Raw genomic sequence first — 25,246 nt, 5'->3', positions numbered from 1 at the left:
TTACAACCTCCCTATGACAATATTGCGAGCTGTTTTTCTTCTCCCCAGATGGACTCATATACAATGTCAACCAGGCTCGCTCTCGTCACAATTCCTATTAAACGGCGGTCTTCATCTACAACCGGCACATACTTTACACCCCGTTTTAAAATTTTGTGTACTGTATCCCGCAGCAGTGTGCCCCCCAATACGGTGTAGACGTCTTGATGCAGGACCTCGCCTACCAGATTGGCTTTCTTCCGGCATTGATCAATGATTTCCACATCCACATAGCCTAGAAGAACATGGCTGTCATCTACAACCAGCAGCGAGTCGACACGCTCCTGCCTCATCAGCTGGATCGCTTCAGAGAGCGTTTTATCTGGCGAAATGGTCACCGGGTGTGTACTCATCATTTGATCAACCCCCTCAACATCAGGACTTGATGACTGAATCAGGCGCTCCTTGCCGATAAATTCCTCAACAAATTCGTTTGCCGGATTTCTCAGAATATCATCAGGCGCTCCGACCTGAACAATCTCTCCGCCTTTTAAAATGACAATCCGGTCTGCAAGCTTAATCGCTTCATCCATATCATGGGTAACAAATACGATGGTTTTATGTAAGGTTTTTTGCAGTTTTTTAAATTCTTCCTGAAGGGAATCCCGCGTAATCGGGTCAAGCGCCCCAAACGGTTCATCCATTAAGATAAGCGGCGGTTCCGCGGCAAGTGCCCGTAATACACCTATTCGCTGCTGCTGTCCCCCGCTTAATTCATGAGGATAACGGTCTAAATAGTCAGGTCCCATATCGACCAATTTTAAAAGCTCACGCGCACGTTCTTTCCGCTGCTGCTCCGGCCATTTCAGCAGCTTAGGCACAAGTGAAATGTTCTGCTGAATGGTCATATGGGGGAACAGACCGATCTGCTGAATGACATAGCCGATCTTACGTCTGAGTTCTACCGGGTCTTGTTCCATAATGTTCTCGCCGTCAATAAAAATCTGGCCGGCTGACGGCTCAATTAATCGATTAATCATTTTCATCGTTGTCGTTTTTCCGCAGCCGCTTGGACCGATAAAACAGATAAATTCACCTTTTTCAATCTCCAGATTCACGCTGTTCACAGCTTTTTTGCCGCCCTTATATGTTTTCGAGACATTTTGTAATGTCAGCAAACATCGCACCTCCAAAATTAAATTCATTCAATTCGTTCAATTCATATTTAATTTTTCAGACAATTGAATGCTTCTCATTATAGAATAAAGTTTATAAAATAAAAAGTTTACAATTTGTTCATATTATTTATAAAGTATGTGTAAGCACTGATTTACCCGTATTGACCGGTAATGATCTCCTTATTGCTCCAATTTCCTGCCAAATTCTATGGTTACAGCATTTCCGCCGCATCAAAAATGTGGTATATTGACATCTGAATTGTTAGCTGAAAGGATTGAAACTGTTGGAGAAAGATCCGTTAACGATAATTGAACAGACTGAAGACCACCTCATAGAAAGAATCGCGGAAAACATGCAAGCATTTGGAATGCCCTCTACCGTTGGACGTGTGCTGGGCATTATTTATATGAATCGGAAGCCGATGACGCTGACGGAATTATCAGAAGCGACTGGCATGAGCAAAACGCGAATGAGCCAGGTCGTGCGGGACATGCTCGATGCCAACATCGCCGAGAAGGTGTTCGAAAAGGGCGTGCGAAAAGACTTATACGATGTTGAAGAGGATTACTACCAAACCTTTATCACACTGTTTACAGCCACTTGGAGCAAAGTCGTCAGCAAAAATAAAATGATGCATAAAAAACTCAACCGGGAGCTGCTCAGTATCTTGGATCAAGAGCTTTCTCCTGAAGCGGAAGAAAAGGTGAATGAGCTGTTGAAGGAATTAAAGGAATGGCTCGACTATTACAATTGGCTCGGCCGTCTGATTGAGTTTTTTGAGAGTGAAGAGATTTTTAAATATGTGCCGAAACCGTAAAAACGCCCTGTCATGAACAAGGCGTTTTTTTACTAAGCTGCACTGAGCAGTTTTTTCTTCTTTTTAATCGGGCTTAACACGCGTTCAAGCCAGCCCATGACCAAATCAGCTATCACCGCCATAAGGGCTGTCGGGATCGCACCAGCTAATATAATCGCGGTCCCGTTTGTTGCGTTTGATCCCCTGACGATGATGTCTCCGAGGCCTCCGGCGCCGACAAATGTCCCGATGGCTGTAATGCCGATGGCAATAACGAGCGCGGTGCGAAGGCCGGCCATAATGACAGAAAGCGCCAGCGGAAGCTCGACCATTCGCAGCACTTGAAACTTTGTCATGCCCATCGCTTTTCCGGATTCAAGATAGGCATGTTCAATGCTGACAATGCCTGTATACGTATTTCTGATGATCGGCAGCAGTGAATAAAGAAATAACGATAAAATGACCGTATTGGCGCCAAGCCCCATCACTAGCATCAGCACGGCCAGCATGGCGAGTGCCGGCACCGTCTGGATCACGTTCGTGACGGCGAAAACCCAGCCGCTTAATGTTCGATATCTGGCAATCAGGATGCCAAGCGGAATACCGACGATGGCCGCAAACAAAACACCGTACACCGACATCAGAAAATGGCGGTAAAACTCTTGCAGCACATAGCCGCCGTTTTGCGAATAGTAAGTGCCAAGCTGCTGTAATACTTCCATTTAATCTGCCTCTTTTCTTAGTCAAAATAATGATGTTTCTCTAAAAATTCCTTTGCCACAACAGACGGCTCCTTCAGCTTGCCGTCTACTTCGTAGTTGAGCTCCTGCATGGTTTCCGTATCAATCTTCCCGATCAGTTTATGAATAATGCCTTCAAGCTCAGGATGGTCTTTAAGCACCTTTTCCGGAATCACAGGTGAACAGTCATACGGCGGGAAAAACTGTTTGTCGTCTTTTAGGATTTTCAGATCATACGCCTTAATCCGGCCGTCTGTGGAATAAGCAAGAACGGCGTCCATTTTCCCGTTTTTGACTGCGTCATAGACAAGTCCGATTTGCATCGGATAGGTTGTTCCAAACTCAAATCCATACATGCTGACAAAGCCTTTATACCCGTCGCCCTTCCGTTTCAGCCAGGCATTGTCGACGCCCAGTTTATATTCAGAAGCGTTTTTCTTCAGGTCAGACACAGTGTTTACATGCTCCTTTTCCGCAAACTTTTTTGTTACGGTAAAGGCGTATGTGTTATCAAACCCGTAAGAATCAAACCACTTATATTTAAAACGTTTATCAAATTCTTTCTGCACGATATTTAACGCTTTTTCCGGATCCTTTTCAGCCTCCATTCCGAGGGTGCTCGTTAAATCGGTCCCTGAGTAGCGCGTGGCGGAGATGTCAATGTCACCGCCAAGCATCGCCTGGTGCTGAACATAGTTTGATCCGAGATTTTTGACTAACGCCGTATTTAAATCCGTATCATGTTCAATGAGCTGCGCAATCATATTCGCTAAGATTTCTGATTCTGTCATGCTTTGCGCTCCGACCTTGATCGTATCTTTGGAGGCGCCGCCAAGTCCCGGCAAAGAACAGCTGCTCAGCAGCATGACAAAGGCGAAAGCGAGCGCGCCGATCCATCTGATTTTTTTCGTTTTCAACACAGCCAACTCCTTAAGAAACTTCCTTCATCCCTTGCAATCCCTTCGGTGTCACTTTTCGTTCCGTCACGGCTAACAAGTAATCAATGATAATGGCTAAGATCGTAACCGGCACAGCACCGCCAATGATGTATTCAGGCTGATACAGGTTCAGTCCGATAAAAATGTAATCACCGAGACCGCCGCCGCCAATAAATGAGGCAAGGGTCGCCCAGCCGATTAAATAAATCGTTGATGTACGGATTCCCGCCATAATAATTGGGATCGCCAGCGGAATCTCGACGAGCCGAATCTGCTCCCAGACGGTCATTCCAATCCCTTTTCCTGACTCAAGCAGATTTTTGTTTACACCTTTAATGCCTGTATACGTATTGCGCAGAATCGGAAGCACCGAATAGAAAAATAAAGCGACGATCGCCGGCACTTTTCCCACACCGAGAAGCGGGATAAAAAACGCCAGGATCGCCAGACTTGGCAAGGTTTGCACAATGTTGACGGCACCTATAACCGCGCCAGCGCCTTTTTTCATTCTGGTCAGCAGAACACCGAGCGGCACCGCAACGATAATGCCCAACACAACAGCAACGAGCGAAATGTATAAATGTTCACCTGTTTTATACAGCAGCTCACCGCCGTTCGTCTGTAAAAAAGTCATCATTTGATTCATGTATAAGAGCTCCTCCCCTGATCAGATCGTCATTAGCTGGTTTTCCTCACCCCATATGGAATCGTATACGATGTCCACAAGGCTTGCTCTTGTCACAATCCCTGCTAAATGGTGCTCTTCATCAACAACGGGAACATACTTCATTCCTTGCTTCAAGATTTTCCGGACGGTATCTCGGAGAAGGGCTCCTTTTTGCACGGTATACATATCCGATCGGTACACTTCACCAACAACGCTCGCTTTTTTGCGGTTTTGATCAATGATTTCAACATCTACGTATCCCTTCAGCACATTTTGCTCATCTACAACAAGCAGCGAGTCGACGCGTTTTTCTCTCATCAGCTGAATGGCCTGAGAAAGCGTTTTGTCCGCTGTGACCGTGACAGGCATCCTGTTCATCATCTGCTCAACCCGCTCAATTTCAGGTCTTGTCTGGATCAGGCGCTCTTTCCCGATAAATTCCTCTACAAATTCATTTGCCGGATTTCTGAGAATCTCATCAGGTGTGCCGACCTGAACGATTTCACCCGCTTTTAAAATCACAATCCGGTCAGCTAGCTTAATAGCTTCGTCCATGTCATGGGTCACAAAGACAATGGTTTTGTTTAACGTTCTCTGCAGTTTTTTAAATTCTTCCTGAAGGGAATCCCGCGTGATCGGGTCAAGCGCTCCGAACGGTTCATCCATTAAAATGAGAGGGGGTTCCGCAGCCAGTGCGCGCAGCACGCCGATTCTCTGCTGCTGTCCGCCGCTGAGCTCGTGGGGATAACGGTCTAAATATTCAGGGCCCATATCAACAAGCTTTAACAGCTCGCTCGCCCGTTCTTTCCGTTTTTCTTCAGGCCATTTCAGCAGTTTCGGGACGAGTGAAATGTTCTGCTGAATGGTCATGTGGGGAAACAAACCGATCTGCTGAATCACATAGCCGATTTTTCTCCTCAGTTCAACCGGGTCCTGTTCCATTATGTTTTCTCCGTCGATAAAGATCTTTCCTGACGACGGTTCAATCAGTCGATTAATCATCTTCATCGTCGTCGTTTTTCCGCAGCCGCTCGGGCCGATAAAACAGATAAATTCACCCTTGGCAATATCTAAATCAATGCTGTTCACAGCTTTTTTGCCGCCTTTATATACTTTTGACACTTGTTCTAATTTCAGCAATCCGTGCACCTCCGCAGGTTTCCATTCATTTTTCTGAAAAGTATAATCTTTATTATAATTTGAACTTTATAAAATAAAAAGTTTACAATGTGTTGAAATTATATGTTATTTACAGATATTTATTGCTATGACTCAGACAGAGAAGGTGTTCTTACAATTACGCCGGATACCTCTCGCTTCCTCCGCATACAGCTGTTTTCAACAACTGGCAGAAATATGATATATTGACACCATCAATTGCCATTTGAAGGGATGATCAGCTGTGGAAAAAACTGCTCTCGACATCATTGAACATGCTGAAGAGCATCTCATTGAGAAGATTGCCGAAAATATGCATACGTTTGGAATGCCTTCTACTGTCGGGCGTGTGCTCGGGATTATTTATATGAATCGAAAACCGATGACGTTAAGCGAGCTGTCAGAAGCAACAGGCATGAGCAAAACACGGATGAGCCAGGTCGTCCGTGAAATGATTGATGCCAACATTGCCGAAAAAGTGTTTGAAAAAGGCGTAAGAAAAGATCTTTACGACGTAGAGCAGGATTATTACCAAACCTTCATATCTTTATTTGCGGCGAATTGGACAAAGGTCGTGAGCAAAAACAAAGTGCTGTATAAAAAATTAAACCGGGAGCTGACAGATCTTTTACAAAGGGACGGGCTTACCCCCGAAGCGGAAGAGAAAGTCAATCAGCTGCTGAATGAATTAAGAGAATGGCTCCATTACTATGACTGGCTGAGCCGCTTAATTGAGTTTTTTGAGAGTGAGGAAGTATTTGAATACGTGCCGAAAACAGCTGAAAGCAGCTCCCTGAAGTAAGGGAGCTGCTTTTCTACATGATGAGATGAATAGTGGAAACATCATATATGAGATTCCTCCATGTGACATTGGCCTTACCCAGAGGCTGATTCTTCGCACATGTTTATAGCCGTTCGGAAACGCCACATGCTACAATGAAGTGACTATGTAAATAGGAAGGATGTATCTATATGTTCAAGAAAATTGCAGCAGATGCACTCGGATTATCAGATATCGGAAAAATTATCGAACCTCAGGATTATGACAAAACAGATGCTGATGACTATGTCATGCATGAAGACAACGAAAAAATTTATTTCCTGATTAAAACAAAAGCCGATGAATATTGCTTCACGAATCTGGCGCTGATCCATGTTGACGGCGAACGTGCCACTTCCTCTAAACGAACGCTGAAACGCTACCCTTATTCCCAATATAAAATCTCTGATGTTTTTCTGGAAACTGCCGGGAAAGTCGATTTGGATGTTGAAATCAAGTTCAAGCTGGGCTCTGAACAATTTGATATCGATGTGCATAAAGAGCAAATTGAAAAGCTAAAAGATTTGTATAAAGCCCTTCTCCGTATCTCTGAAACGATCTATGAAAATGACATTTTGATCAATCAGGCTGAACAAAGTCTGGAACGAGCAGTCACCATCCTTCAGCATACCCGCCCTGAGCACGTCAATATTGAAACACAATACAAAGAGCTGACCGAATTTGGATTTACATGGGTCACTTCCGTCCGCTCGCAGTACCATATTAAAGATTTCGGTGACGTATTTGAAAAATATATGAATAACTAGAAAAAAGACACGGGTTCGCATCTGGCAGCCCGTGTCTTTTTCTGATACATAATCTTGGAGAAAATTTTTGGATAGATATTGGTTACTTTTCTACTTTTTTCTTTTATAATGACATTATTAGTCTATTTTCCCTATATTACATGTAAAAGGAGTCATCATATGTTTTGTCCTCAATGCGGCCATCAAGCAGATGGCGGAAAATTTTGTGAGAAATGCGGATCGCCTCTTCCACGCCAAGCGGGCGAAAATCAAGGAGCACAGACGGGAGCTGAGGCTGCAAAACAAGCAGCAAAGCAGTTCGGTTCATTTGTCCTGGCTGTTCTGAAACGCCCTTATCAGGAGTGCAAAACAACAGGTGGAGAACAGCTGATCAGCGGAATCATTACAATGGTGCTTTTCAGTTTACTAACTCCGCTGATGTTTTATATTCTTTTTTCAGATGGTCCCGGCAGTGCGAGCTTTACAGGTATCTTTTTCAAGCCAACCATTTACTTTGTCCTTTATATTTTCGGGTTGCATGCATTGATCTTTTTTTCCTTAAAAATCGCGGGAAACCACGTGTCATTTAAAGATTCACTATCCAGATTTGGTGCGTTTCTTATTCCGTTTACAGCTATTTTGATTTTTGCACTTCTATTGTTTTTATTACATACAGATCTTTGTTTCACCGTGTTAGCAATTGGTTTAATTGGCGCATTCTTCGCTATTCCCCCTGCGATGCTGAGCAGTTACCAGCATTCGTATAAAGGAAAGGCTGATATCATTTACTCAACCATTGTGATTTATCTGATCACGTGCGTTGCGTTTTGGTTCATCATCGAACATTATATCAAAGAGATTTTCCATTATATCTTCTTTTAAAAAACAACCCCATCACCTGCTGGTGATGGGGGTTTGTTTTTATTGAATAGATGTTAAATAAATTCTTCCGTCTTTCACTACGCCGGTGTAGGTCCAGTTGTATGTTCTGCGCTTTGTACTGCCGCCTGATTTTGTAATATCAAATTCTTCATATGTTTTAATTGTGATAGTCGAGCCGCTTTGATTAAAGCTTTTTACCTCTACATCAATAAATACTTCAGTCGTCCCCTCGCTGTACAGCTTCTTAACCAATTTCTGCTGATCATTATATAATGAACTTCCTTTTTCCAGATTGCCTTCCATGACCGCAAACTCATTTAAATTCACTGCGGTTGATTGATTTGTCAGATAACTAACCATAAATGATGTCACTTGTTCATCCGTGACATCGCCGGTCGATGGGCTTACGCTTGCTTTCTTGCCTTTTGCGTCTGCCCAAGCTGACGTGTACGTCTCTGCATGATCATTTTTTATTTTCTTTATGTTTGTTCCGGCAGAATCAAAAGTTGATTCCGTATCTTCGAAAATCCACTTTTTCTGTTTTTTATCATATGAAAGCAGATATTCATAGCTCGGGCTTTCATCCGACATTTCAGGTTTCGTATAGTCATTATAATTAGCGGACTGGTGAAGTTCTTTTCCTTTTACCGTCGCCTGCCATGTACCGTCATTCTTCTGGGATAGAGCAAATGTATCCAAATCAAAGTCTGTTTCCAGGTATTTATCTTTTAAGTAAGAATCCGTGTTTTTCATCGAGTCCACGTTCTCTTTTACTTCGGCTTTCCAACTGGCACTTGCCTCTGTCATCTGAGCTGTATTTCCATCAGAAAGCGCTTTGGAATATTGCTTTGTCGTTTTGACAATCGTGTTCATGATTGTTTCTTGTGTGTCTTGGTCAGGAATTAACGTTAACTCCATTTCTTTGCTATCAATCGGCACGCCCGCTGTTTTTGTTTTTCCCCATGGAAACTCCGCTTCGACCGTAGCTGTCATTGATCCGTCTGTCAGAAGCGGGCCGTATGTGACAGATTTGAACGGATCTTTATGAATGGATGTACCGTTAATGAGCAACTCTCCCTTTCCATCCTTGATGTCATCCGCTAAGCTGAATGTTACATTGTCTGCTTCTAATGAGAGATCAACATGAAAGCTGTTGTCACCAACCGCCTGAATATCTTCCTTTTTCACAAGATCGACTACATCGTTTTTCAGTTTGGCTGAGACAGTATATTCGCCGGGAATATACGGTCCGAGGGTTTGTGCTTGATCTGCTTTCTTTACAGATCCGGCTTCCTCTTTATTCACATAGAGATCCGTATGTTTATAATTGCTGGTTACTTCAAAATAAACAGGTGCTATTTTTAAATCATAATGGTCAAACACTAGCAAGCTTTTCCCATCTTTCTCCGCGTATACAATATCCTTTTGGACTGTTTCAGCACGCAGCGATGCAAAAAGCTCATCTTTTTTGTCAGGATGATCCTTCAAATATGTAAGAAACGGCTTGACATTATTTTTAGTCAGCTTAAGCTTATCATTTACCGGCGTAAGGAGAGACGCGATTTGGTCTTTATCTTCATCATTTACAGCCTGTTCAAACTTGTCGACTAACCTATCCTTTGAAGTCAAGTACGCTCCGGTTTTATATGCGGCGAATAATATGACGCACGCTGCGGCAATGCTGCTCCATAACATGATGGTTTTCTTAGGGATTGGTTTTCGCGGTGTCTGCCTCGTTTCAGCAGTGCTTGCTGTTTCTTTATTTGCCTGTCTGCCGCTCCCTCCGATCGGGGTGCCGCACTCTTTACAAAACTTGGCCCCTTCATTATTTTTTTGACCGCATTCCTTACAAAACATGTGACTTTCCTCCTATTTGTTATCCACTATTTTGTACATATTTCCTATGTTACATATTTTATAATAGAATGGTATGAAATTGGAGGAAATCACGAAAATATCTCTATAAACATGTGAAAAGGTGGAATGATGATGCAACAGCTCACCATTCAAAAAGCGACAAACTATGATCAAGCGCTGTATGAGCTTCTGCTGCTCGCCGATCCGTCAAAAGAAATTGTTGATGAATACATTGCCAGAGGAGAATGCTACACAGCTTATATATCGGGCGAATTAGCTGGTGTATACGTGATCATCACAACTAGACCGCAAACCGTAGAAATCGTTAACATCGCAGTAAAACAAACCATGCAACAACAAGGCATCGGCAAGCTTCTTATCCGCGACGCCATCGAAAAAGCGAAACATATGGGAGCAAAGGTGATTGAGATTGGCACTGGGAATTCCAGCATCCATCAGCTTTCTCTTTATCAAAAATGCGGATTTCGCCTGCAAGCGATCGACCATGATTTTTTTATTAGACATTATGAGGAGGAGATCTTTGAAAACGGCATTCAATGCCGTGATATGGTGAGGCTTTATTTGGATCTGTAAAAAGCACCAAAAAAACCGCCGAGATTTCTCTCGGCGGTCATTTTATTACTTGTTTAAGTTGTAGAAAGAGTTAATACCGTGGTATTGAGCAGTTTCAGCCAACTGATCTTCGATGCGAAGAAGCTGGTTGTATTTCGCAACACGGTCCGTACGTGACGGAGCACCTGTTTTGATTTGTCCTGCGTTTGTTGCCACAGCGATGTCAGCGATTGTGCTGTCTTCTGTTTCACCAGAACGGTGAGAGATAACAGCAGTGTAGCCTGCGCGTTTCGCCATTTCGATCGCATCGAATGTTTCAGTCAATGTACCGATTTGGTTTACTTTGATCAGGATAGAGTTGCCTACGCCGTTTTTGATACCTTCAGCAAGTTTTTTCGTGTTTGTAACGAAGAGGTCATCACCAACAAGCTGAACTTTTTTGCCAAGACGCTCAGTAAGAAGCTTGTGGCCTTCCCAGTCGTTTTCGTCAAGTCCATCTTCGATAGAGATGATTGGGTATTTAGAAACCATTTCTTCGTACCAGTCAACCATTTCAGCAGACGTTTTCACAACGCCTTCGCCAGACAGATGGTATTTGCCGTCTTCTTTGTTGTAGAACTCAGAAGATGCAGCATCCATTGCAAGTTTTACTTCTTCGCCAGGTTTGAAGCCGGCTTTTTCGATTGCTTCAACGATTGTTTGAAGCGCTTCTTCGTTAGAACCAAGGTTTGGAGCGAATCCGCCTTCATCACCTACAGCTGTGTTCATTCCTTTAGCAGAAAGAACAGATTTCAGGCTGTGGAAGATTTGAGCGCCCATGCGAAGTGCTTCACGGAAGTTAGGAGCACCTACAGGCATGATCATGAATTCTTGAATATCTACGTTGTTGTCAGCATGCTCTCCACCGTTGACGATGTTCATCATCGGTACAGGAAGCGTTTTTGAGTTGAATCCTCCAAGGTATTGGTAAAGAGGAATCTGTAAGAAATCAGCAGCAGCACGCGCACAAGCCATAGATACGCCAAGAATTGCGTTCGCACCAAGTTTGCCTTTGTTTTCAGTACCGTCAAGCTCGATTAAAAGCTGATCGATTGCGTTTTGTTCAGTTACATCAAAGCCAAGAAGCTCTGGAGCAATGATTTCGTTTACGTTGTTAACAGCTGTTAACACGCCTTTTCCAAGGTAACGGTCTTTGTCGCCGTCACGAAGCTCAACTGCTTCGTATTCACCTGTAGAAGCTCCGCTTGGCACTAATGCGCGGCCGAATGCTCCTGTTTCTGTATATACTTCAACTTCAACTGTTGGGTTGCCGCGGGAGTCTAATACTTCGCGTGCATAAACATCAACAATGTATGGCATGAGTTTGTCTCTCCTTTGATTTTCAGCTTATTTTTGAATTAAAGATGTTCCAGTCATTTCTTTCGGTTTTTCAACACCGAGAAGGTCTAATAACGTTGGTGCAAGGTCGCCTAGGATTCCGCCTTCACGCAGCGTGATGCCTTCTTTCGTTACAATTACAGGGACTGGATTTGTTGTATGTGCAGTGTGCGGTTCGCCTGATTCTGTAATCAGAATATCAGCATTACCGTGATCAGCGGTAATGATGGCGTGTCCGCCTTTAGCGAGAATCGCGTCAACGACTTCGCCTAAGCATTCGTCCACTGCTTCAATTGCTTTAATTGTAGGTTCAACCATTCCGGAGTGGCCGACCATGTCTGGGTTTGCGAAGTTAAGGATAATCGCGTCATGCTTGTCAGCTTCGATTTCTTTGACAAGCGCGTCCTTCACTTCATACGCACTCATTTCAGGCTTCAAGTCGTATGTTGCGACTTTCGGCGAGTTGATAAGAATACGCTCTTCACCCGGGAATTCAGCTTCACGGCCGCCGCTCATAAAGAACGTGACGTGCGGATACTTTTCAGTTTCTGCAATTCGAAGCTGTTTTAATCCTTGCTGAGATAATACTTCTCCGACTGTATTATCAAGATTTATCGGTTTAAACGCCACATAGCCGTCAACTGTTTCACTGAAGTGAGTCAAGCAGACGAAATGCAGGTTTTTCGGATAATTCTCGCCGCGGTCGAAATCGCGGAAGTCTTTGTTCGTGAACGTGTTAGAAATCTGGATGGCGCGGTCCGGTCTGAAATTATAGAAAATCACAGAATCGCCGTCTTGGATTTTCGCAACAGGCTCACCGTTTTCTTTTGTGATGACAGATGGAATGACAAATTCATCGTGAATTCCATTCGCATATGAATCATCAACAACATCCAATGCGCTGCGGTAAGTCGGGCCTTCGCCGTATGCCATTGCACGGTACGCTTTTTCTACACGGTCCCAGCGTTTATCGCGGTCCATTGAGTAGTAGCGTCCGGAAATGCTGGCGATTTCTCCGACACCGATCTCCTTGATTTGTTCGTTCAGCTGGTTGATGTACGTTTTCGCAGTTTGCGGACCTACATCACGGCCGTCAAGGAAGCCATGGATATATACCTTTGTCAACCCTTCTTTTTTCGCAAGCTTTAACAGCGCGAATAAATGATTGATATGGCTGTGCACACCGCCGTCTGATAAAAGGCCGAACAGATGCAGGGCTTTGTTGTTTTCTTTCGCATTGCTGATCGCGTCAAGGAATGTTTGATTTTGTTCGAACTCTCCCTCGCGAATGGCAACATTTACGCGTGTTAAGCTTTGATACACAATACGGCCCGCACCGATATTTAAGTGCCCTACTTCGGAGTTCCCCATCTGTCCGTCAGGAAGACCTACAGCCTCGCCTGAAGCAGTCAGTGTCTGATGAGGATACTGATTCCAATAGCGGTCAAAATTCGGTTTTTTCGCCAAAGCGACTGCGTTCCCTACTGTTTCGTTTCGTAATCCGAACCCATCAAGAATGATGAGTGCAGCTGGTTTTTTACTCATATTGACCTTCCTCCAATAATTGAACGAATGACTGTGGCTCAAGGCTCGCGCCGCCGACCAAAGCACCGTCAATATCGGACTCTGCCATATATTCTTTAATGTTTGCAGGCTTTACGCTTCCGCCATATTGAATGCGAAGCTTGTCTGCCGCTTCTTGGCCGAAGCTTTCAGCGACGGTTTTACGGATATGCGCACACACGTCGTTCGCATCTTTAGATGTAGAAGATTTGCCTGTTCCGATTGCCCAGATTGGCTCATAAGCAATAACAGAAGCTGCAACTTGTTCTTCAGAAAGACCCGCTAGGCCTTTTTTCACTTGGTCAGCCACAAGATCATTTGTTTTGCCGGCTTCACGCTCTTCAAGCGTTTCACCAACACAGATGATCGGCACAATACCGTGTTTGAAAGCAGCATGTGCTTTTTTGTTAACTGTTTCATCAGTTTCAGCGAACATTTCACGGCGCTCAGAGTGGCCGATGACGCAGTAGTCAACGCCAAGGTCTTTCAGAGCAACCGGGCTGATTTCGCCTGTGAACGCGCCGCTTTCTTCAAAGTGCATGTTTTGAGCGCCGACTTTAAGGTCAGTGCCTTTCACAGCAGAAGTCAGCTTTTCTAAGAAAAGCGCTGGCGCGCAAACAACAGCTTCCGCTTTGTCTGCTGCTGGAATGGAAGATTTCACTTCTTCAACGAAGCTGACAGCCTCGCCGAGTGTTTTGTTCATTTTCCAGTTACCGGCTATAATTGGTTTTCTCATCTGTTCCACTTCCTTATAGCAGTTTTAAAATTATTTATCGTTCAGTGCAGCTACCCCTGGAAGCTCTTTGCCTTCCATGAACTCAAGGGATGCGCCGCCTCCTGTTGAGATGTGGCTCATTTTGTCAGCTAGGCCGAATTTTCCAACCGCTGCTGCAGAGTCTCCTCCACCGATGACAGAGTATGTATCTTTCGCCTCTGCCAATGCTTCCGCAACCGCTTTTGTTCCTTGAGCGAACAAATCGATTTCGAATACACCCATCGGTCCGTTCCACACGACAAGTTTGCTGTTTTTGATGACATCAGCATACGTTTCGCGTGTTTTCGTACCAATGTCGATTGCTTCTAAATCACTAGGGATTTCAGAGATCGGCACAATTTTTACGTTTGCATCGTTAGAGAAATCATCTGCAACGAGTACATCTTCAGGCATGTAGAAGTTAACGCCTTTTTCTTTCGCGCGATCCATAAATGTTTTCGCAAGCTCGATTTTATCTTCTTCAAGAAGAGATTTACCAACCTCATAACCAAGCGCTTTAACGAATGTGTAAGCAAGACCGCCGCCGATGATCAGGTTGTCTACTTTATCAAGAAGACTTTCGATGACGCCGATTTTATCTTTTACTTTCGCTCCGCCGATAATGGCAGTGAACGGACGATCAGGGTTGGAAATTGCTTTTCCGAGTACGTCAAGCTCTTTTTCCATTAAGAAACCTGCAACCGCTGGCAGATGCTCGGCAATTCCAGCTGTAGATGCATGGGCACGGTGGGCAGCACCGAATGCGTCATTCACATATACATCTGCAATCTCAGCAAATGCTTTTGCAAGTTCAGGATCATTTTTCTCTTCACCAGGGTAGAAACGTACGTTTTCCAACACAAGAACGTCTCCGTCCTTCATGTCGGAAATTTGTGATTTTACAGCATCACCGTATGCTTCATCCGCTTTTTTCACTTCTTTGCCAAGCAATTCGCCGAGACGTGCAGCAACAGGAGTTAAACGAAGCTCCTCAACGACTTCGCCTTTCGGGCGGCCTAAGTGGCTCGCAAGAAGGACTTTCGCGCCTTGGCCTGCAAGGTGTTTGATTGTCGGAAGTGCAGCACGGATACGTGTATCGTCTGTTACTTCCCCGTCTTTCATTGGAACGTTAAAGTCAACGCGGCAGAATACAACTTTGCCTTTTACGTCGATGTCTTTGAGAGTTTTCTTATTCATGCTTTAGGAGATCCTCCTTCAAAATGGTTTGCATGCAGCACGAAAAACGTGAAACCGTCTGATCAAGCGATGACTCCGCGAGGGCAGATCGCATACTTTTCGGCACAGGGCAGATCGTCTGAAGCCAGGGCAGTGGCCGCAGGCGAAGGCGCCGGAAAGCTGCAAAGCGCAGATGCTTCTCTTTCACAGAACGTTTTCTGAAAGCCGGTCTTCATGGAAAAAGGGAAAGGGAGTCCGTCCCCTTCCCTTGTCCGCTTTCATTATAGCGCTTCTATTCAAAAGAACCAAGTAAGGTCCTTTTTTCAGCTATGAATTAAAGACCTTTTTTAGCGATGTAAGCTGCAAGGTCAACAACGCGGTTAGAGTAGCCGCTTTCGTTATCGTACCAAGAGATTACTTTTACCATGCTGCCTTCCATAACCATTGTAGAAAGAGCATCGATTGTAGAAGAATTTTTGTTTCCGTTGTAGTCGCCAGAAACTAATGGCTCTTCGCTGTAGCCAAGGATTCCTTTAAGATCTCCTTCAGCTGCTTCTTTAAGAGCTGCATTTACATCTTCAGCTGTTACTTCTTGGTTCAGTTCAGCAACCAAGTCAACTAAAGAAACGTTTGGAGTTGGAACACGCATTGCTCCGCCGTTCAGTTTGCCTTTTAGTTCAGGAAGAACTAGAGAAACTGCTTTAGCCGCACCAGTTGAAGTTGGGATGATGTTTTCAGCTGCTGCACGCGCACGACGGTAGTCTTTGTGCGGAAGATCAAGAATTTGCTGATCGTTTGTGTAAGAGTGAACTGTTGTCATCATACCGCGTTTGATGCCGAATTTGTCGTTAAGTACTTTTGCAAACGGCGCAAGGCAGTTTGTTGTGCAAGATGCGTTAGAAATAACGTCGTGGTTAGCCGCATCGTATTTATCTTCGTTAACACCCATAACGATTGTGATATCTTCTTCGTTAGCAGGAGCAGAGATGATTACTTTTTTCGCGCCAGCTTCTAAGTGTTTCGCAGCGTCTGCGCGTTTTGTGAAGAAACCAGTAGATTCAACAACGATTTCAACGCCTTGTTTACCCCAGCTAAGTTTAGCAGGATCGCGTTCTGCAGAAACTTCAATTGTTTTACCGTTAACAACAAGGTTGTTACCGTCAACTGAAACCTCAGCGTCTAATTTTCCGTGTACAGAATCATATTGTAAAAGGTGAGCGAGCATGTTAGCATCTGTTAAATCGTTAACCGCTACTACCTCAACTTCAGGATTGTTTAATGCTGCGCGGAATACGTTACGTCCAATACGACCAAAACCGTTAATACCGACTTTTACTGCCATGATTGTTTCCTCCTTTAAATAAGTGAGAGATATTTATATTGAGGGATTATTCATCCCTTAATAACTTCTTTGCGGCTCCTTCGTCAGTGACGAGAACCGTGTTGCGCGGCTTTTTAAAGTAAGCCTCGATCGCCCCGGCTTTTGATGATCCGCCGGCTACCGCTATAATATCGGGAATGGCGTCTATGTCATCCAGCTGCATTCCGACAGAATGCACTTTGTGGACCACTTCGCCGTCCGCGTTAAAGTAGTAGCCGAACGCTTCTGTCACCGCGTCTTTATCATCTATTTTCTTTAAGTCTTCTAAAGGTGTGTTTCTCCGCTCAGCCATAGTTTTAGCTTCGCCGATTCCGTGAACCAGCATACTCGCTGATTTAATCGTGTTCAGCACCTCTTTGACAGAAGGTTCTTCAATAATAGATGAATAGGCGCCTTGTGACAGCTGTCCCGGAACAAACAAAAGCCGGTAAGTGCCTGAAGCCTTTTCCGCCATATGCGCGCATATGGTGTTCGCCTGGTTTTTTACGTCTTCGCCTAAACCGCCTCTTGCAGGCACAAACAAAAGCTCGCGGTTTTTAGAATCCGGCGTCATCATCTCGGCGACAGCTTCAATTGTCGTACCGCCGGTCACAGCGACGATATTTTTGCCTGAAAATCTTTTTTTCATACATGCGACAGCCGCTCTTCCCATTTCTTTTTTGACCCATGGGGATTGGTCGCTGTCTCCGGATACGATAATGACATCCTTTAGATTTAATCGTTCTTTTAATGTCTTTTCCAAAAGCGTCAAACCTAAAACATCTTTCATCGTATCTTCTAAAACGGAAAGCAGTTCATAACCCTCTTCTGTCAGCGTCATGCCGTTTGTTTTAATATCGACCAGATTCTGTTCCTTTAAAAACTGAACCTCGCTTCTCAGCACACGCTCGCTGATTCCGAGACTGGCAGAGAGGCTTCTGCGGCCGATGGGTTCTGTCAGCCTGATATACTGCAAGATTTCGAACCTCTTTTGCATAACGAGCAGAAGATCAGGCAATAATTTTTTTTGAGCTTGTATTAACTGGTTCATGACTCAAACGTTCCTTCCTTTTTTTGCTGGACACCAAACGTCCCGCTATGACAAAAAACGTCCCATCATAGCCAAAAAAAATTATTTCTGCTTTCTTTAATTATTTTAACAGGGTGGAAATGTTTATTCAACTGTTAAGAGCCAATTCATCGACAATATTCGCGCAGTTTTATGCAGCTGCGTTTCTCTTTCATTATTTTTCCCTCTATATTTCTATCTTATACAGCAAACCTTTAATGGTGCGCACAAAATAAAAAGCCCTTCTCAATCGAAAGGGCTTCACTTTTTAAAGCGTTTTCATTTTATCCAAAGCTTTTCAATCTCTTCGAGCGATTTATTCTTCGTTTCTGGACAGATTGTGACGACAAACAGGAAGCAGAGAATGTTAATGACGGCAAAGATCCAGAACGTGTAGGCCAGTCCGAACGAGCTGATCATCATCGGCACAAACTGCCCGATCGCCCAGTTTGCTCCCCATAAAAAGATGGTGGCGATCCCAGCGGCTCTTGCCCGCAGATGGTTCGGGAAGATTTCAGAAATCATAATCCATGTGATCGGCCCGACCGATACACAGAACGCGGCGACAAAACCTAATATAAAGAAGATCAGCATAAATCCGCTTGTTAACTGAAAATAAAACGACGTTCCGATTAAGATCATGAAAATCGCCATAAAAGCTGAACCGATGGACATCAGTTTTTTGCGCCCAACTTTATCAATCAATAAAACCGCGATGACAGTAAAAATGACCTCCACGACACCGACAATACAGGTTGTCACAAATCCGGCATTTTGTCCGAATCCCATCATTTTAAAGATTTCCGGCCCGTAGTAGGTGATGGCGTTCATGCCGATCACTTGATTAAAGAGCGCCAGCAGGATTCCAATAATAAGCGCTTTTCTGAGGCCTGGTTTGAAGAGCTGTGATAGTGAGCCCATTTGTTCTATTTTTAAAGAGTTTTCAATGTTCTTCAATTCTTCTTTTGCGACAGTTTCTCCATTAATACGTGTCAGTATCGATAACGCTTCTTTTGTTCTGCCCGCTTTCGCCAGCCATCTAGGACTTTCCGGCACGACCAGCAGGACAAGGAAAAAGATAACGGATGGCACCATTCCGTAAGCGAGCATCCATCTCCAGCCGGTTTGCACGCCCCATTCATATGTTCCGGAGCGCTGGACAGCGAGATTAATAAAGTACGTTGCGGAAATACCCAGTATCGTAAAGAGCTGATATAAGGAAGATAAACTTCCGCGTATGGCGGGCGGCGCCGCTTCCGTAATATAAGTGACGGATAATGACGAACCCATTCCGATCCCCAAACCTCCGATAATCCTCGCAATGATTAAGGTCGACACGTCTTGTGAAACAGCAGAAACAACTGCTGATACCGCAAATAACAGGGCCGCTGTCATTAAGATTTTTCTGCGCCCGAACCAGTCGCTTAAGAACCCGGATATCCCGACTCCCGCAACTCCTCCAATCATAATGCTTGAAATGACAAGCCCCTCCATGAACGGACTCAGGCTGTATAAATCCTTGAGAAAACCAATAGCACCAGAAATAACTGCAGTGTCATAGCCGTACAATAAACCGCCAAGCCCCGCCGCGCATGATATCAAAATCACAAATCCCATTGAATGGCTTCTTGTTACAGGAGCATTTGGTTCTAATTGAGTTGGAGTGTTCTTCATTTCTCTGCCCTCCCGAAAGTTGAGTAAAGCGTTTACATTTTCCATTACAATTGTACGTACTTATTTAAAATTTTAACGAAATTTGTTCTTTATTAGTACGTACAAATATAGAATAATCCTGTTTGTATTTTCTGTCAATGTTTTCTTGTATAGATCACTGTGATATACTGAAATTTGTCCGTATACATTTTGGAGGAATGGATATGTTACCAAAATATGCTCAAGTAAAAGAAGAAATCAGTTCATGGATTAATCAAGGTAAAATTCTGCCCGATCAAAAGATCCCTACCGAAAACGAGTTAATGCAGCAATTTGGCGTCAGCCGGCATACCATTCGTAAAGCCATTGGAGACCTCGTATCGCAAGGGCTGCTATACAGCGTGCAAGGAGGGGGCACCTTTGTCGCTTCACGCTCCGCTAAATCAGCGCTGCATTCCAATAAAACGATCGGCGTTCTGACGACCTACATATCAGACTATATTTTCCCGAGCATCATTAGGGGAATCGAGTCTTATTTAAGCGAGCAGGGATATTCTATGCTTTTGACAAGCACAAACAACAATCCGGACAATGAACGCAGAGGATTAGAAAACCTGCTGTCACAGCATATTGACGGGTTGATTGTAGAACCGACCAAAAGCGCTCTGCAAACGCCGAATATTGGCTACTATCTCAATTTAGAGAAAAACGGCATTCCTTTTGCGATGATTAATGCGTCATACGCCGAACTTGCCGCACCAAGTTTTACTCTCGATGATGTGAAAGGCGGCATGATGGCTGCGGAGCACCTGCTCTCTCTCGGCCATACGCACATGATGGGTATTTTTAAAGCTGATGATACACAAGGTGTCAAACGGATGAACGGATTTATACAGGCACATCGTGAGCATGAGTTATTCCCTTCCCCGGATATGATTGTGACGTTTACGACGGAGGAAAAGGAATCGAAGCTGCTGGAGAAAGTAAAAGAGACACTGGAGAAAAACAGCAAAAACATGCCGACTGCTATCCTTTGCTATAATGATGAAATTGCACTGAAGGTGATTGATATGCTTCGGGAGATGGATATCAAGGTGCCTGAGGATATGTCCATCGTCGGGTATGATGACTCTCATTTCGCGCAAATTTCCGAGGTGAAATTAACCTCCGTGAAGCACCCGAAGTCTGTTCTGGGTAAAGCTGCCGCAAAATATGTTATTGACTGTTTGGAGCATAAAAAGCCTAAGCAGGAAGATGTCATTTTTGAACCTGAGCTGATCATCCGTCAGTCCGCAAGAAAGCTGAATGAATAAAAAAGCAATGTATGGGTTTCCCCTTTACATTGCTTTTTTATGGCCTTTATCTGTTTTTCCAAATGTCAGCCACGATTTCAAATGAACGCATTCTGTCAGCGTGATCAAAGGTTTCTGAGTTGACCATAATTTCATCGGCCTGAGTTGTTTTGACAAAGTCTTCAAGCTTTTCCTTCACTTCTTCAGGACCGCCGACGATGGTTGAACTGAGCTGTTGATGAACCATTGCTTTTTCATATGGGCTCCAGATTTGATCCATGTCTTCTACTGGCGGCTTCAGCTGGTTTGGCGTACCGCGGACAAGATCAAGGAATCGCTGGTAATGGGATGTAGCCAGATGCTGTGCTTTCTCGTTTGTATCTGCGGCGATAATCGTTACGCCGACCATCGCATACGGTTCGTTGAGCACTTCTGACGGCGTAAAGGAATTGCGGTACAGCTCCAAAGCGGGAACCGTATTCGCCGGTGAGAAATGAGCAGCGAATGCAAACGGAAGGCCCAGCTCACCTGCCAGACGGGCACTAAAGTCGCTTGAGCCCAGCAGCCAAATCGGCACATCTATGCCCTCTCCGGGAATGGCGCGGACTTGATTGCGCACATTTCCTGACGGTTTAAAGTAATTGCGCAGTTCCTCTAATTGTTCTGGGAAATCTTCACCGCTGCTGATGTTTCTGCGGAGCGCCCTTGCAGTCAATTGGTCTGTTCCCGGCGCACGTCCGAGCCCCAGATCAATCCGTCCGGGATACAGCGTTTCCAGGGTGCCGAATTGTTCAGCGATTACAAGAGATGAGTGGTTCGGGAGCATAATGCCGCCGGAGCCGACGCGGATTTTCTTTGTGCCGCCGGCAATATGGCCGATCAGTACGGCGGTGGCAGAGCTTGCGACACCTTCGATATTATGATGCTCTGCAAGCCAATAACGGTGATAGCCCCACTCCTCTGCACGGCGCGCCAAGTCCATGCTGTTTCGGAATGACTCTGCTATCGTTCCCCCTTGAACAACAGGAGATAAATTCAAGACAGAAAGCAAGGTATCTTTGCGTTGGTTGTTAGACATATTGTTCTCCTTTGCAGTTGTGATATAAGTAAACAGCTCATGCTGTTACGTCTCTATCGAAAGGACTTCTATCACACCTTAACACAACTGCGTTTAGGATGAAAAGAATTTGATTCGATGAAATTCGAACAATAAAAAGGTGTTCATCATTTGATTTTTATACAAAAAGCTCCTGTGCCATCTCAATGAATAGCTTAGCGGCCAAAGAAGCCTCATGTAATGAAGGAACGGCAAGCTGCACATCCCGATACACCTGCGGATCGAGATCCCTAGTCACCACATGCTCCGGCAGCGTCATCCCCGACATCGACATTTCTGATAAAATCGCCAGGCCCAAACCTTCTTTGATCATGCTGATCGAGGTGTTAACGTTATAGACAGTGAAAGCAGTGTGCAGCGTTGAACCAGCTTGCTTGAACTTATCGATAAAAGGGGATTCATAGCCGCCGTCGCAGACAACCATCGGCTCACAATCGAGATCTTTCAGCGTAATGGCTGATCGGCTGCACAGCGGATGATCATCACGCAGCACGACGACCATTTTGTCTTTTTTCAGCCGAATGTACTCCATCTTGTCTGCCGGATACAGAAGAATGCCGGCATCAATCATCCGTGTATGGAGCCACTCCTTGACTTCGTCTACGGTTCCTTCATGCAAAACAAGCTCCAATTTCGGATACCTTTGTTTAAACTCGCTGATCAGCTTCGGCATAAAATAAGCGGAGGCGGTTGGAAATGTGCCGATATGAATCGTCCCCAGCTCAAGCCCTTTTTCTGCCGCTGCGACCTGCTCAACTTTTTCGATTCCTTTTAACACTTCTCTGATATGGACTAAGATCTTTTTTCCTGTATCTGTCAGCATCAGGCCGTTTCGGCGGTCACGGATGATCAATTTCACATCAAGCTCGGCTTCAATCGCAGAAATAGCATGGCTGACAGCCGGCTGTGTCATGTTCAGCAACTGTCCCGCTTTTGTAAAACTCCCCGTTTCAGCTACTTTGACGAAAACTCTTAATTGTGTAATGGTCATAACTATTCACTTATGCTCCTCATAAAAAAGATTCATTTTATTTATCTTATGTTCTACCGTATCATATGAAAGAAATGATCTACAAGGAGTGATCAAAAAAGTGAAACAGCTATCAAAAACGCGGACAGCGCTCCTTCTCGCCTTTCTCGTTATCATGTGGGGCATCAATTGGCCGCTGTCGAAAGCCGCGCTCGCCTTTTCGCCGCCTTTATTGTTTGCGGGCATCCGGACGCTGATCGGCGGGCTTTTATTAGTGATTGTTGCACTGCCGCGTATTCATAAACTGCGTTTTAAAGAGACGTGGCCGATTTATCTTGTTTCTGCTCTTTTAAATATTACGTTATTCTACGGACTGCAAACGATCGGGCTGAATTATCTTCCGGCTGGTCTGTTTTCCGCTATCGTATTCTTTCAGCCGGTGCTGATGGGTGTCTTTTCTTGGATGTGGCTCGGCGAATCCATGTTTACGTTGAAAGTGATCGGGCTTGTGCTCGGTTTTGCCGGGGTTGCTGTCATCAGTGCCGCGGGCTTTGGCGGGCATATTTCTGTCATAGGGGTTCTGCTGGCTCTAGGTTCCGCGCTCAGCTGGGCATTCGGAACAGTATTTATGAAAAGAACAGGCAGCCGCGTCGATTCCATCTGGATGGTCGCCTTGCAGCTGACGATTGGCAGCGTATTTTTGCTCGTATCCGGCTTCTGGACAGAGAGCTTTTCCGCGATCCAATGGACAGTCCCATTTGTCGCCAGTCTAATGTTCATCTCAGTGTTTGTCATCGCGCTTGGCTGGCTTGTTTTTTTTACGCTTGTCGGTTCAGGAGAAGCAAGCAAGGTCGCGTCCTACACCTTCTTGATTCCGCTCATTTCAATCGTAGCCAGCTCCATTTTTCTGCATGAACCGCTTACCTTAAGCCTCTTGGCGGGTCTGCTGCTGATTGTCACAAGCATCTGCCTCGTGAATTCAAAATCAAAAGCACAGAAAGCTGCGTTGATCTGTGTAAATGAGAAGGCTTCACAATAATAAAACCCTCTTGTCGGATGTGACAAGAGGGTTTCTTATTTACTGGTGCTTGCGGCCTTTGACCAAATATGCAACTGTAATCAAAAGGTAGATCGCCGCAGTAATGCTGGTAATGACAATTGACGTTGTCATGATGACCCCGATCAGAATGGCGAGTAACGCCAGAATCGCAAACCATGTGGTGTACGGGAACCATTTTACATAATAGGCTGGTGTTTCTGTTTGCCCTTTTCTCGATTTCAAATGAGCGAATCCGATGATCAGCCAAATAAATAAGACTGTATATCCCAGTGATCCCATTAAGTAATTAAACGTCTGGCTTCCGGCGAACAGAGAAATCAATACACCAATATATAAAGAAGAAGTGCACATCAGGATCGCAAACATCGGGACGTTTTTCGATGAAAGCTTAGAAAAGACCCGCGGCAATCTTCCGTCAGTTGCCTGTGTATACAAAATGCGGGACGATCCGTATAAACCTGAATTCATAGAGGAAATGATGGCAAGCAGGATGACTGCATTCATGATATGGTCTGCCCCCGGAATGCCTACCATTTTAAAGACCATCACAAAAGGACTTTCAGGAACAGAATTCACTTGATTCCATGGGATCAGGCTGACAATGATGAAAAACGGAAGCAGGTAGAACGCGACAATCCGTGTTAATGTGCTGCGGACTGCTTTCGGGACAACCTTTTCCGGGTTCTTTGTTTCAGCAAGCGTCACTCCGATAATTTCTGTACCGCCGTAAGAGTAGATCACGACAAGCATCGCCGTAATCAGCCCAGTGCCTCCGTGCGGGAAAAATCCGCCGTGCTCTGTCAGATTCGAAAAACCGGCCGCTGTATGGTCACCGAATGAAACAAATAAGAGCAGCAATCCTAATAAAATAAAGATAACAATAACGGTAATCTTGATCATAGCCAGCCAATACTCAGTTTCGGCGAAGATTTTTACAGAAAGCAAGTTCACAATCGTAACAACAAGAGAAATTGCTAATGCCAGCACCCAGATCGGGCAGCCCGGCAGCCAATATTGAATAAAAATTGCAGCTACAACAGCTTCAGCTGCAATGTTAAGCACCCACATTTTCCAGTAGATCCAGTCCAAGAAATATGCAGCGTAATTTCCTAGCACCTGCTGCACAAGATCACGGAAGGTTCTCGCGTTTCGGTTGCGCACAGCCATTTCTGCAAGCCCCTGCATAATAAACAGCAAAATAATGCCGCCGAGCAGGTATGCAATAATGACCGATGGCCCTGCCACATCGATTGCCGAGCTGCTTCCTTTAAATAAACCTGCACCGATTGCTCCGCCCAGCGCCATCATCATAATATGACGGGATGTCATCGTGCGTTTTAACGTCTGATTGTCCTTTTCCATCCTTTTTTCCCTCTCCTTCTCGTCTTCAAAAACAAAAAAGCCCGCCGTCTCCTATCTATACGAATAGATAAAGAGACGACGAGCCTTCGGCTGACCGCGGTACCACTCTTGTTGATTCTTCCTAGAAGAATCCAGCTTTTTGACCCTGTAACGAAGGT

The 25,246-nt window shown here is 44.7% G+C and carries 24 protein-coding genes and 1 other annotated feature (1 of these 25 only partly in view); of the genes, 8 read left to right on the top strand and 16 right to left on the bottom strand.

Going from position 1 to position 25,246, the window contains the following annotated elements; translation table 11 throughout:
* Window positions 1–11: 11 nt before the first annotated feature.
* A complete protein-coding gene (gene opuBA / locus NST16_RS01195) occupies window positions 12–1,157 on the bottom strand; it encodes a choline ABC transporter ATP-binding protein OpuBA (RefSeq protein ID WP_340883618.1) in 1,146 nt (381 codons plus the stop codon).
* 284 nt (window positions 1,158–1,441) lie between these two features.
* Between opuBA and NST16_RS01190 the strand changes: the two genes are divergently transcribed.
* Window positions 1,442–1,975 (top strand): GbsR/MarR family transcriptional regulator, encoded by a 534-nt coding sequence (locus tag NST16_RS01190; RefSeq protein WP_268472131.1) that lies wholly within the window; start codon window positions 1,442–1,444, stop codon window positions 1,973–1,975.
* 32 nt (window positions 1,976–2,007) lie between these two features.
* Here NST16_RS01190 and opuCD read toward each other — a convergent pair whose 3' ends face one another.
* The 4 genes from opuCD to opuCA all read right to left on the bottom strand — a co-directional run bounded on the left by opuCD (window position 2,008) and on the right by opuCA (window position 5,439).
* Window positions 2,008–2,676 carry a glycine betaine/carnitine/choline/choline sulfate ABC transporter permease OpuCD gene (gene opuCD / locus NST16_RS01185; RefSeq protein WP_010331904.1) on the bottom strand — a complete coding sequence of 223 codons (669 nt, stop codon included), beginning with the start codon at window positions 2,674–2,676 and terminating at the stop codon, window positions 2,008–2,010.
* A gap of 17 nt (window positions 2,677–2,693) precedes the next feature.
* Window positions 2,694–3,560 (bottom strand): osmoprotectant ABC transporter substrate-binding lipoprotein OpuCC, encoded by an 867-nt coding sequence (gene opuCC / locus NST16_RS01180; RefSeq protein ID WP_340888243.1) that lies wholly within the window; start codon window positions 3,558–3,560, stop codon window positions 2,694–2,696.
* A gap of 64 nt (window positions 3,561–3,624) precedes the next feature.
* Window positions 3,625–4,278: a glycine betaine/carnitine/choline/choline sulfate ABC transporter permease OpuCB gene (gene opuCB, locus NST16_RS01175; protein ID WP_010331906.1), complete on the bottom strand. Its 654-nt coding sequence runs from the start codon at window positions 4,276–4,278 to the stop codon at window positions 3,625–3,627.
* 21 nt (window positions 4,279–4,299) lie between these two features.
* Window positions 4,300–5,439 (bottom strand): osmoprotectant ABC transporter ATP-binding protein OpuCA, encoded by a 1,140-nt coding sequence (gene opuCA, locus NST16_RS01170; RefSeq protein ID WP_010331907.1) that lies wholly within the window; start codon window positions 5,437–5,439, stop codon window positions 4,300–4,302.
* Between the two features lie 262 nt (window positions 5,440–5,701).
* Here opuCA and opcR point away from each other — a divergent pair, with 262 nt between their 5' ends.
* The 3 genes from opcR (at window position 5,702) to NST16_RS01155 (ending at window position 7,905) form a co-directional block, all read left to right on the top strand.
* Window positions 5,702–6,259: an opuC operon transcriptional regulator OpcR gene (gene opcR, locus NST16_RS01165; RefSeq protein WP_010331908.1), complete on the top strand. Its 558-nt coding sequence runs from the start codon at window positions 5,702–5,704 to the stop codon at window positions 6,257–6,259.
* Window positions 6,260–6,429: 170 nt separating this feature from the next.
* Window positions 6,430–7,044, top strand: coding sequence for a PH domain-containing protein (locus tag NST16_RS01160; RefSeq protein ID WP_024122878.1), 615 nt, complete (start codon window positions 6,430–6,432; stop codon window positions 7,042–7,044).
* Window positions 7,045–7,203: 159 nt separating this feature from the next.
* Window positions 7,204–7,905, top strand: a complete 702-nt coding sequence (locus NST16_RS01155) for a zinc ribbon domain-containing protein (protein WP_340883612.1) — start codon at window positions 7,204–7,206, stop codon at window positions 7,903–7,905.
* A 39-nt stretch (window positions 7,906–7,944) separates the two neighbouring features.
* Here the strand turns inward: NST16_RS01155 and NST16_RS01150 are convergent, their stop codons facing one another.
* Window positions 7,945–9,762, bottom strand: coding sequence for a zinc ribbon domain-containing protein (locus tag NST16_RS01150; RefSeq protein ID WP_340883610.1), 1,818 nt, complete (start codon window positions 9,760–9,762; stop codon window positions 7,945–7,947).
* Window positions 9,763–9,894: 132 nt separating this feature from the next.
* On the opposite strand from NST16_RS01150, the gene NST16_RS01145 reads away from it, so the two are divergent.
* Window positions 9,895–10,356, top strand: coding sequence for a GNAT family N-acetyltransferase (locus tag NST16_RS01145; RefSeq protein WP_168748777.1), 462 nt, complete (start codon window positions 9,895–9,897; stop codon window positions 10,354–10,356).
* Window positions 10,357–10,401: 45 nt separating this feature from the next.
* On the opposite strand, the gene eno is transcribed toward NST16_RS01145, so the two are convergent.
* From eno to NST16_RS01125, 4 genes are read right to left on the bottom strand one after another with little or no spacing between them, the layout of a single operon-like run.
* Window positions 10,402–11,694, bottom strand: a complete 1,293-nt coding sequence (gene eno, locus NST16_RS01140; protein ID WP_003151625.1) for a phosphopyruvate hydratase — start codon at window positions 11,692–11,694, stop codon at window positions 10,402–10,404.
* 27 nt (window positions 11,695–11,721) lie between these two features.
* On the bottom strand, window positions 11,722–13,257 hold the full coding sequence (gene gpmI / locus NST16_RS01135) for a 2,3-bisphosphoglycerate-independent phosphoglycerate mutase (protein ID WP_229149238.1): 1,536 nt from the start codon (window positions 13,255–13,257) through the stop codon (window positions 11,722–11,724).
* Window positions 13,250–14,011, bottom strand: a complete 762-nt coding sequence (gene tpiA / locus NST16_RS01130) for a triose-phosphate isomerase (protein ID WP_010331914.1) — start codon at window positions 14,009–14,011, stop codon at window positions 13,250–13,252. The genes gpmI and tpiA overlap by 8 nt, the downstream gene beginning before the upstream one ends.
* 30 nt (window positions 14,012–14,041) lie before the next feature.
* Window positions 14,042–15,226, bottom strand: coding sequence for a phosphoglycerate kinase (locus tag NST16_RS01125; RefSeq protein WP_340883606.1), 1,185 nt, complete (start codon window positions 15,224–15,226; stop codon window positions 14,042–14,044).
* A 48-nt stretch (window positions 15,227–15,274) separates the two neighbouring features.
* On the opposite strand from NST16_RS01125, the gene NST16_RS01120 reads away from it, so the two are divergent.
* Window positions 15,275–15,427 carry a hypothetical protein gene (locus NST16_RS01120; protein WP_154648864.1) on the top strand — a complete coding sequence of 51 codons (153 nt, stop codon included), beginning with the start codon at window positions 15,275–15,277 and terminating at the stop codon, window positions 15,425–15,427.
* Between the two features lie 112 nt (window positions 15,428–15,539).
* Here NST16_RS01120 and gap read toward each other — a convergent pair whose 3' ends face one another.
* The 3 genes from gap to araE form a co-directional block, all read right to left on the bottom strand.
* Window positions 15,540–16,547, bottom strand: coding sequence for a type I glyceraldehyde-3-phosphate dehydrogenase (gene gap / locus NST16_RS01115; protein ID WP_010331916.1), 1,008 nt, complete (start codon window positions 16,545–16,547; stop codon window positions 15,540–15,542).
* 46 nt (window positions 16,548–16,593) lie between these two features.
* Entirely contained in the window at window positions 16,594–17,616 is a 1,023-nt protein-coding gene (gene cggR / locus NST16_RS01110) for a gapA transcriptional regulator CggR (protein ID WP_010331917.1), read from the bottom strand.
* Between the two features lie 297 nt (window positions 17,617–17,913).
* Window positions 17,914–19,308, bottom strand: a complete 1,395-nt coding sequence (araE, locus tag NST16_RS01105) for an arabinose-proton symporter AraE (protein ID WP_010331918.1) — start codon at window positions 19,306–19,308, stop codon at window positions 17,914–17,916.
* Between the two features lie 203 nt (window positions 19,309–19,511).
* On the opposite strand from araE, the gene araR reads away from it, so the two are divergent.
* On the top strand, window positions 19,512–20,600 hold the full coding sequence (gene araR / locus NST16_RS01100) for an arabinose utilization transcriptional regulator AraR (protein WP_010331919.1): 1,089 nt from the start codon (window positions 19,512–19,514) through the stop codon (window positions 20,598–20,600).
* Window positions 20,601–20,646: 46 nt separating this feature from the next.
* Here the strand turns inward: araR and NST16_RS01095 are convergent, their stop codons facing one another.
* Both NST16_RS01095 and NST16_RS01090 read right to left on the bottom strand, forming a co-directional pair.
* Window positions 20,647–21,657, bottom strand: a complete 1,011-nt coding sequence (locus NST16_RS01095) for an LLM class flavin-dependent oxidoreductase (RefSeq protein WP_010331920.1) — start codon at window positions 21,655–21,657, stop codon at window positions 20,647–20,649.
* A 157-nt stretch (window positions 21,658–21,814) separates the two neighbouring features.
* Entirely contained in the window at window positions 21,815–22,687 is an 873-nt protein-coding gene (locus NST16_RS01090) for a LysR family transcriptional regulator (protein ID WP_168748780.1), read from the bottom strand.
* A gap of 100 nt (window positions 22,688–22,787) precedes the next feature.
* Here NST16_RS01090 and NST16_RS01085 point away from each other — a divergent pair, with 100 nt between their 5' ends.
* Entirely contained in the window at window positions 22,788–23,705 is a 918-nt protein-coding gene (locus tag NST16_RS01085; RefSeq protein ID WP_268447141.1) for a DMT family transporter, read from the top strand.
* Between the two features lie 39 nt (window positions 23,706–23,744).
* Here NST16_RS01085 and NST16_RS01080 read toward each other — a convergent pair whose 3' ends face one another.
* Window positions 23,745–25,088 carry an amino acid permease gene (locus tag NST16_RS01080; protein WP_268504627.1) on the bottom strand — a complete coding sequence of 448 codons (1,344 nt, stop codon included), beginning with the start codon at window positions 25,086–25,088 and terminating at the stop codon, window positions 23,745–23,747.
* A gap of 68 nt (window positions 25,089–25,156) precedes the next feature.
* Window positions 25,157–25,246 (bottom strand) — a binding site (T-box leader) (it continues 150 nt past the right edge of the window).

It is taken from the genome of Bacillus sp. FSL K6-1005 (assembly GCF_038000225.1).
In the GTDB taxonomy this organism is placed as follows: domain Bacteria; phylum Bacillota; class Bacilli; order Bacillales; family Bacillaceae; genus Bacillus; species Bacillus mojavensis.
This window is presented reverse-complemented; position numbering and strand designations above follow the sequence as displayed.

Coding starts and splice junctions, on each gene's coding strand:
- opuCD (WP_010331904.1), bottom strand. CDS start 2,676: ATGGAAGTATTACAGCAGCTTGGCACTTACTATTCGCAAAACGGCGGC.
- opuCC (WP_340888243.1), bottom strand. CDS start 3,560: ATGCTGCTGAGCAGCTGTTCTTTGCCGGGACTTGGCGGCGCCTCCAAA.
- opuCB (WP_010331906.1), bottom strand. CDS start 4,278: ATGAATCAAATGATGACTTTTTTACAGACGAACGGCGGTGAGCTGCTG.
- NST16_RS01160 (WP_024122878.1), top strand. CDS start 6,430: ATGTTCAAGAAAATTGCAGCAGATGCACTCGGATTATCAGATATCGGA.
- NST16_RS01155 (WP_340883612.1), top strand. CDS start 7,204: ATGTTTTGTCCTCAATGCGGCCATCAAGCAGATGGCGGAAAATTTTGT.
- NST16_RS01150 (WP_340883610.1), bottom strand. CDS start 9,762: ATGTTTTGTAAGGAATGCGGTCAAAAAAATAATGAAGGGGCCAAGTTT.
- NST16_RS01145 (WP_168748777.1), top strand. CDS start 9,895: ATGCAACAGCTCACCATTCAAAAAGCGACAAACTATGATCAAGCGCTG.
- eno (WP_003151625.1), bottom strand. CDS start 11,694: ATGCCATACATTGTTGATGTTTATGCACGCGAAGTATTAGACTCCCGC.
- gpmI (WP_229149238.1), bottom strand. CDS start 13,257: ATGAGTAAAAAACCAGCTGCACTCATCATTCTTGATGGGTTCGGATTA.
- tpiA (WP_010331914.1), bottom strand. CDS start 14,011: ATGAGAAAACCAATTATAGCCGGTAACTGGAAAATGAACAAAACACTC.
- NST16_RS01125 (WP_340883606.1), bottom strand. CDS start 15,226: ATGAATAAGAAAACTCTCAAAGACATCGACGTAAAAGGCAAAGTTGTA.
- gap (WP_010331916.1), bottom strand. CDS start 16,547: ATGGCAGTAAAAGTCGGTATTAACGGTTTTGGTCGTATTGGACGTAAC.
- cggR (WP_010331917.1), bottom strand. CDS start 17,616: ATGAACCAGTTAATACAAGCTCAAAAAAAATTATTGCCTGATCTTCTG.
- araE (WP_010331918.1), bottom strand. CDS start 19,308: ATGAAGAACACTCCAACTCAATTAGAACCAAATGCTCCTGTAACAAGA.
- araR (WP_010331919.1), top strand. CDS start 19,512: ATGTTACCAAAATATGCTCAAGTAAAAGAAGAAATCAGTTCATGGATT.
- NST16_RS01095 (WP_010331920.1), bottom strand. CDS start 21,657: ATGTCTAACAACCAACGCAAAGATACCTTGCTTTCTGTCTTGAATTTA.
- NST16_RS01090 (WP_168748780.1), bottom strand. CDS start 22,687: ATGACCATTACACAATTAAGAGTTTTCGTCAAAGTAGCTGAAACGGGG.
- NST16_RS01080 (WP_268504627.1), bottom strand. CDS start 25,088: ATGGAAAAGGACAATCAGACGTTAAAACGCACGATGACATCCCGTCAT.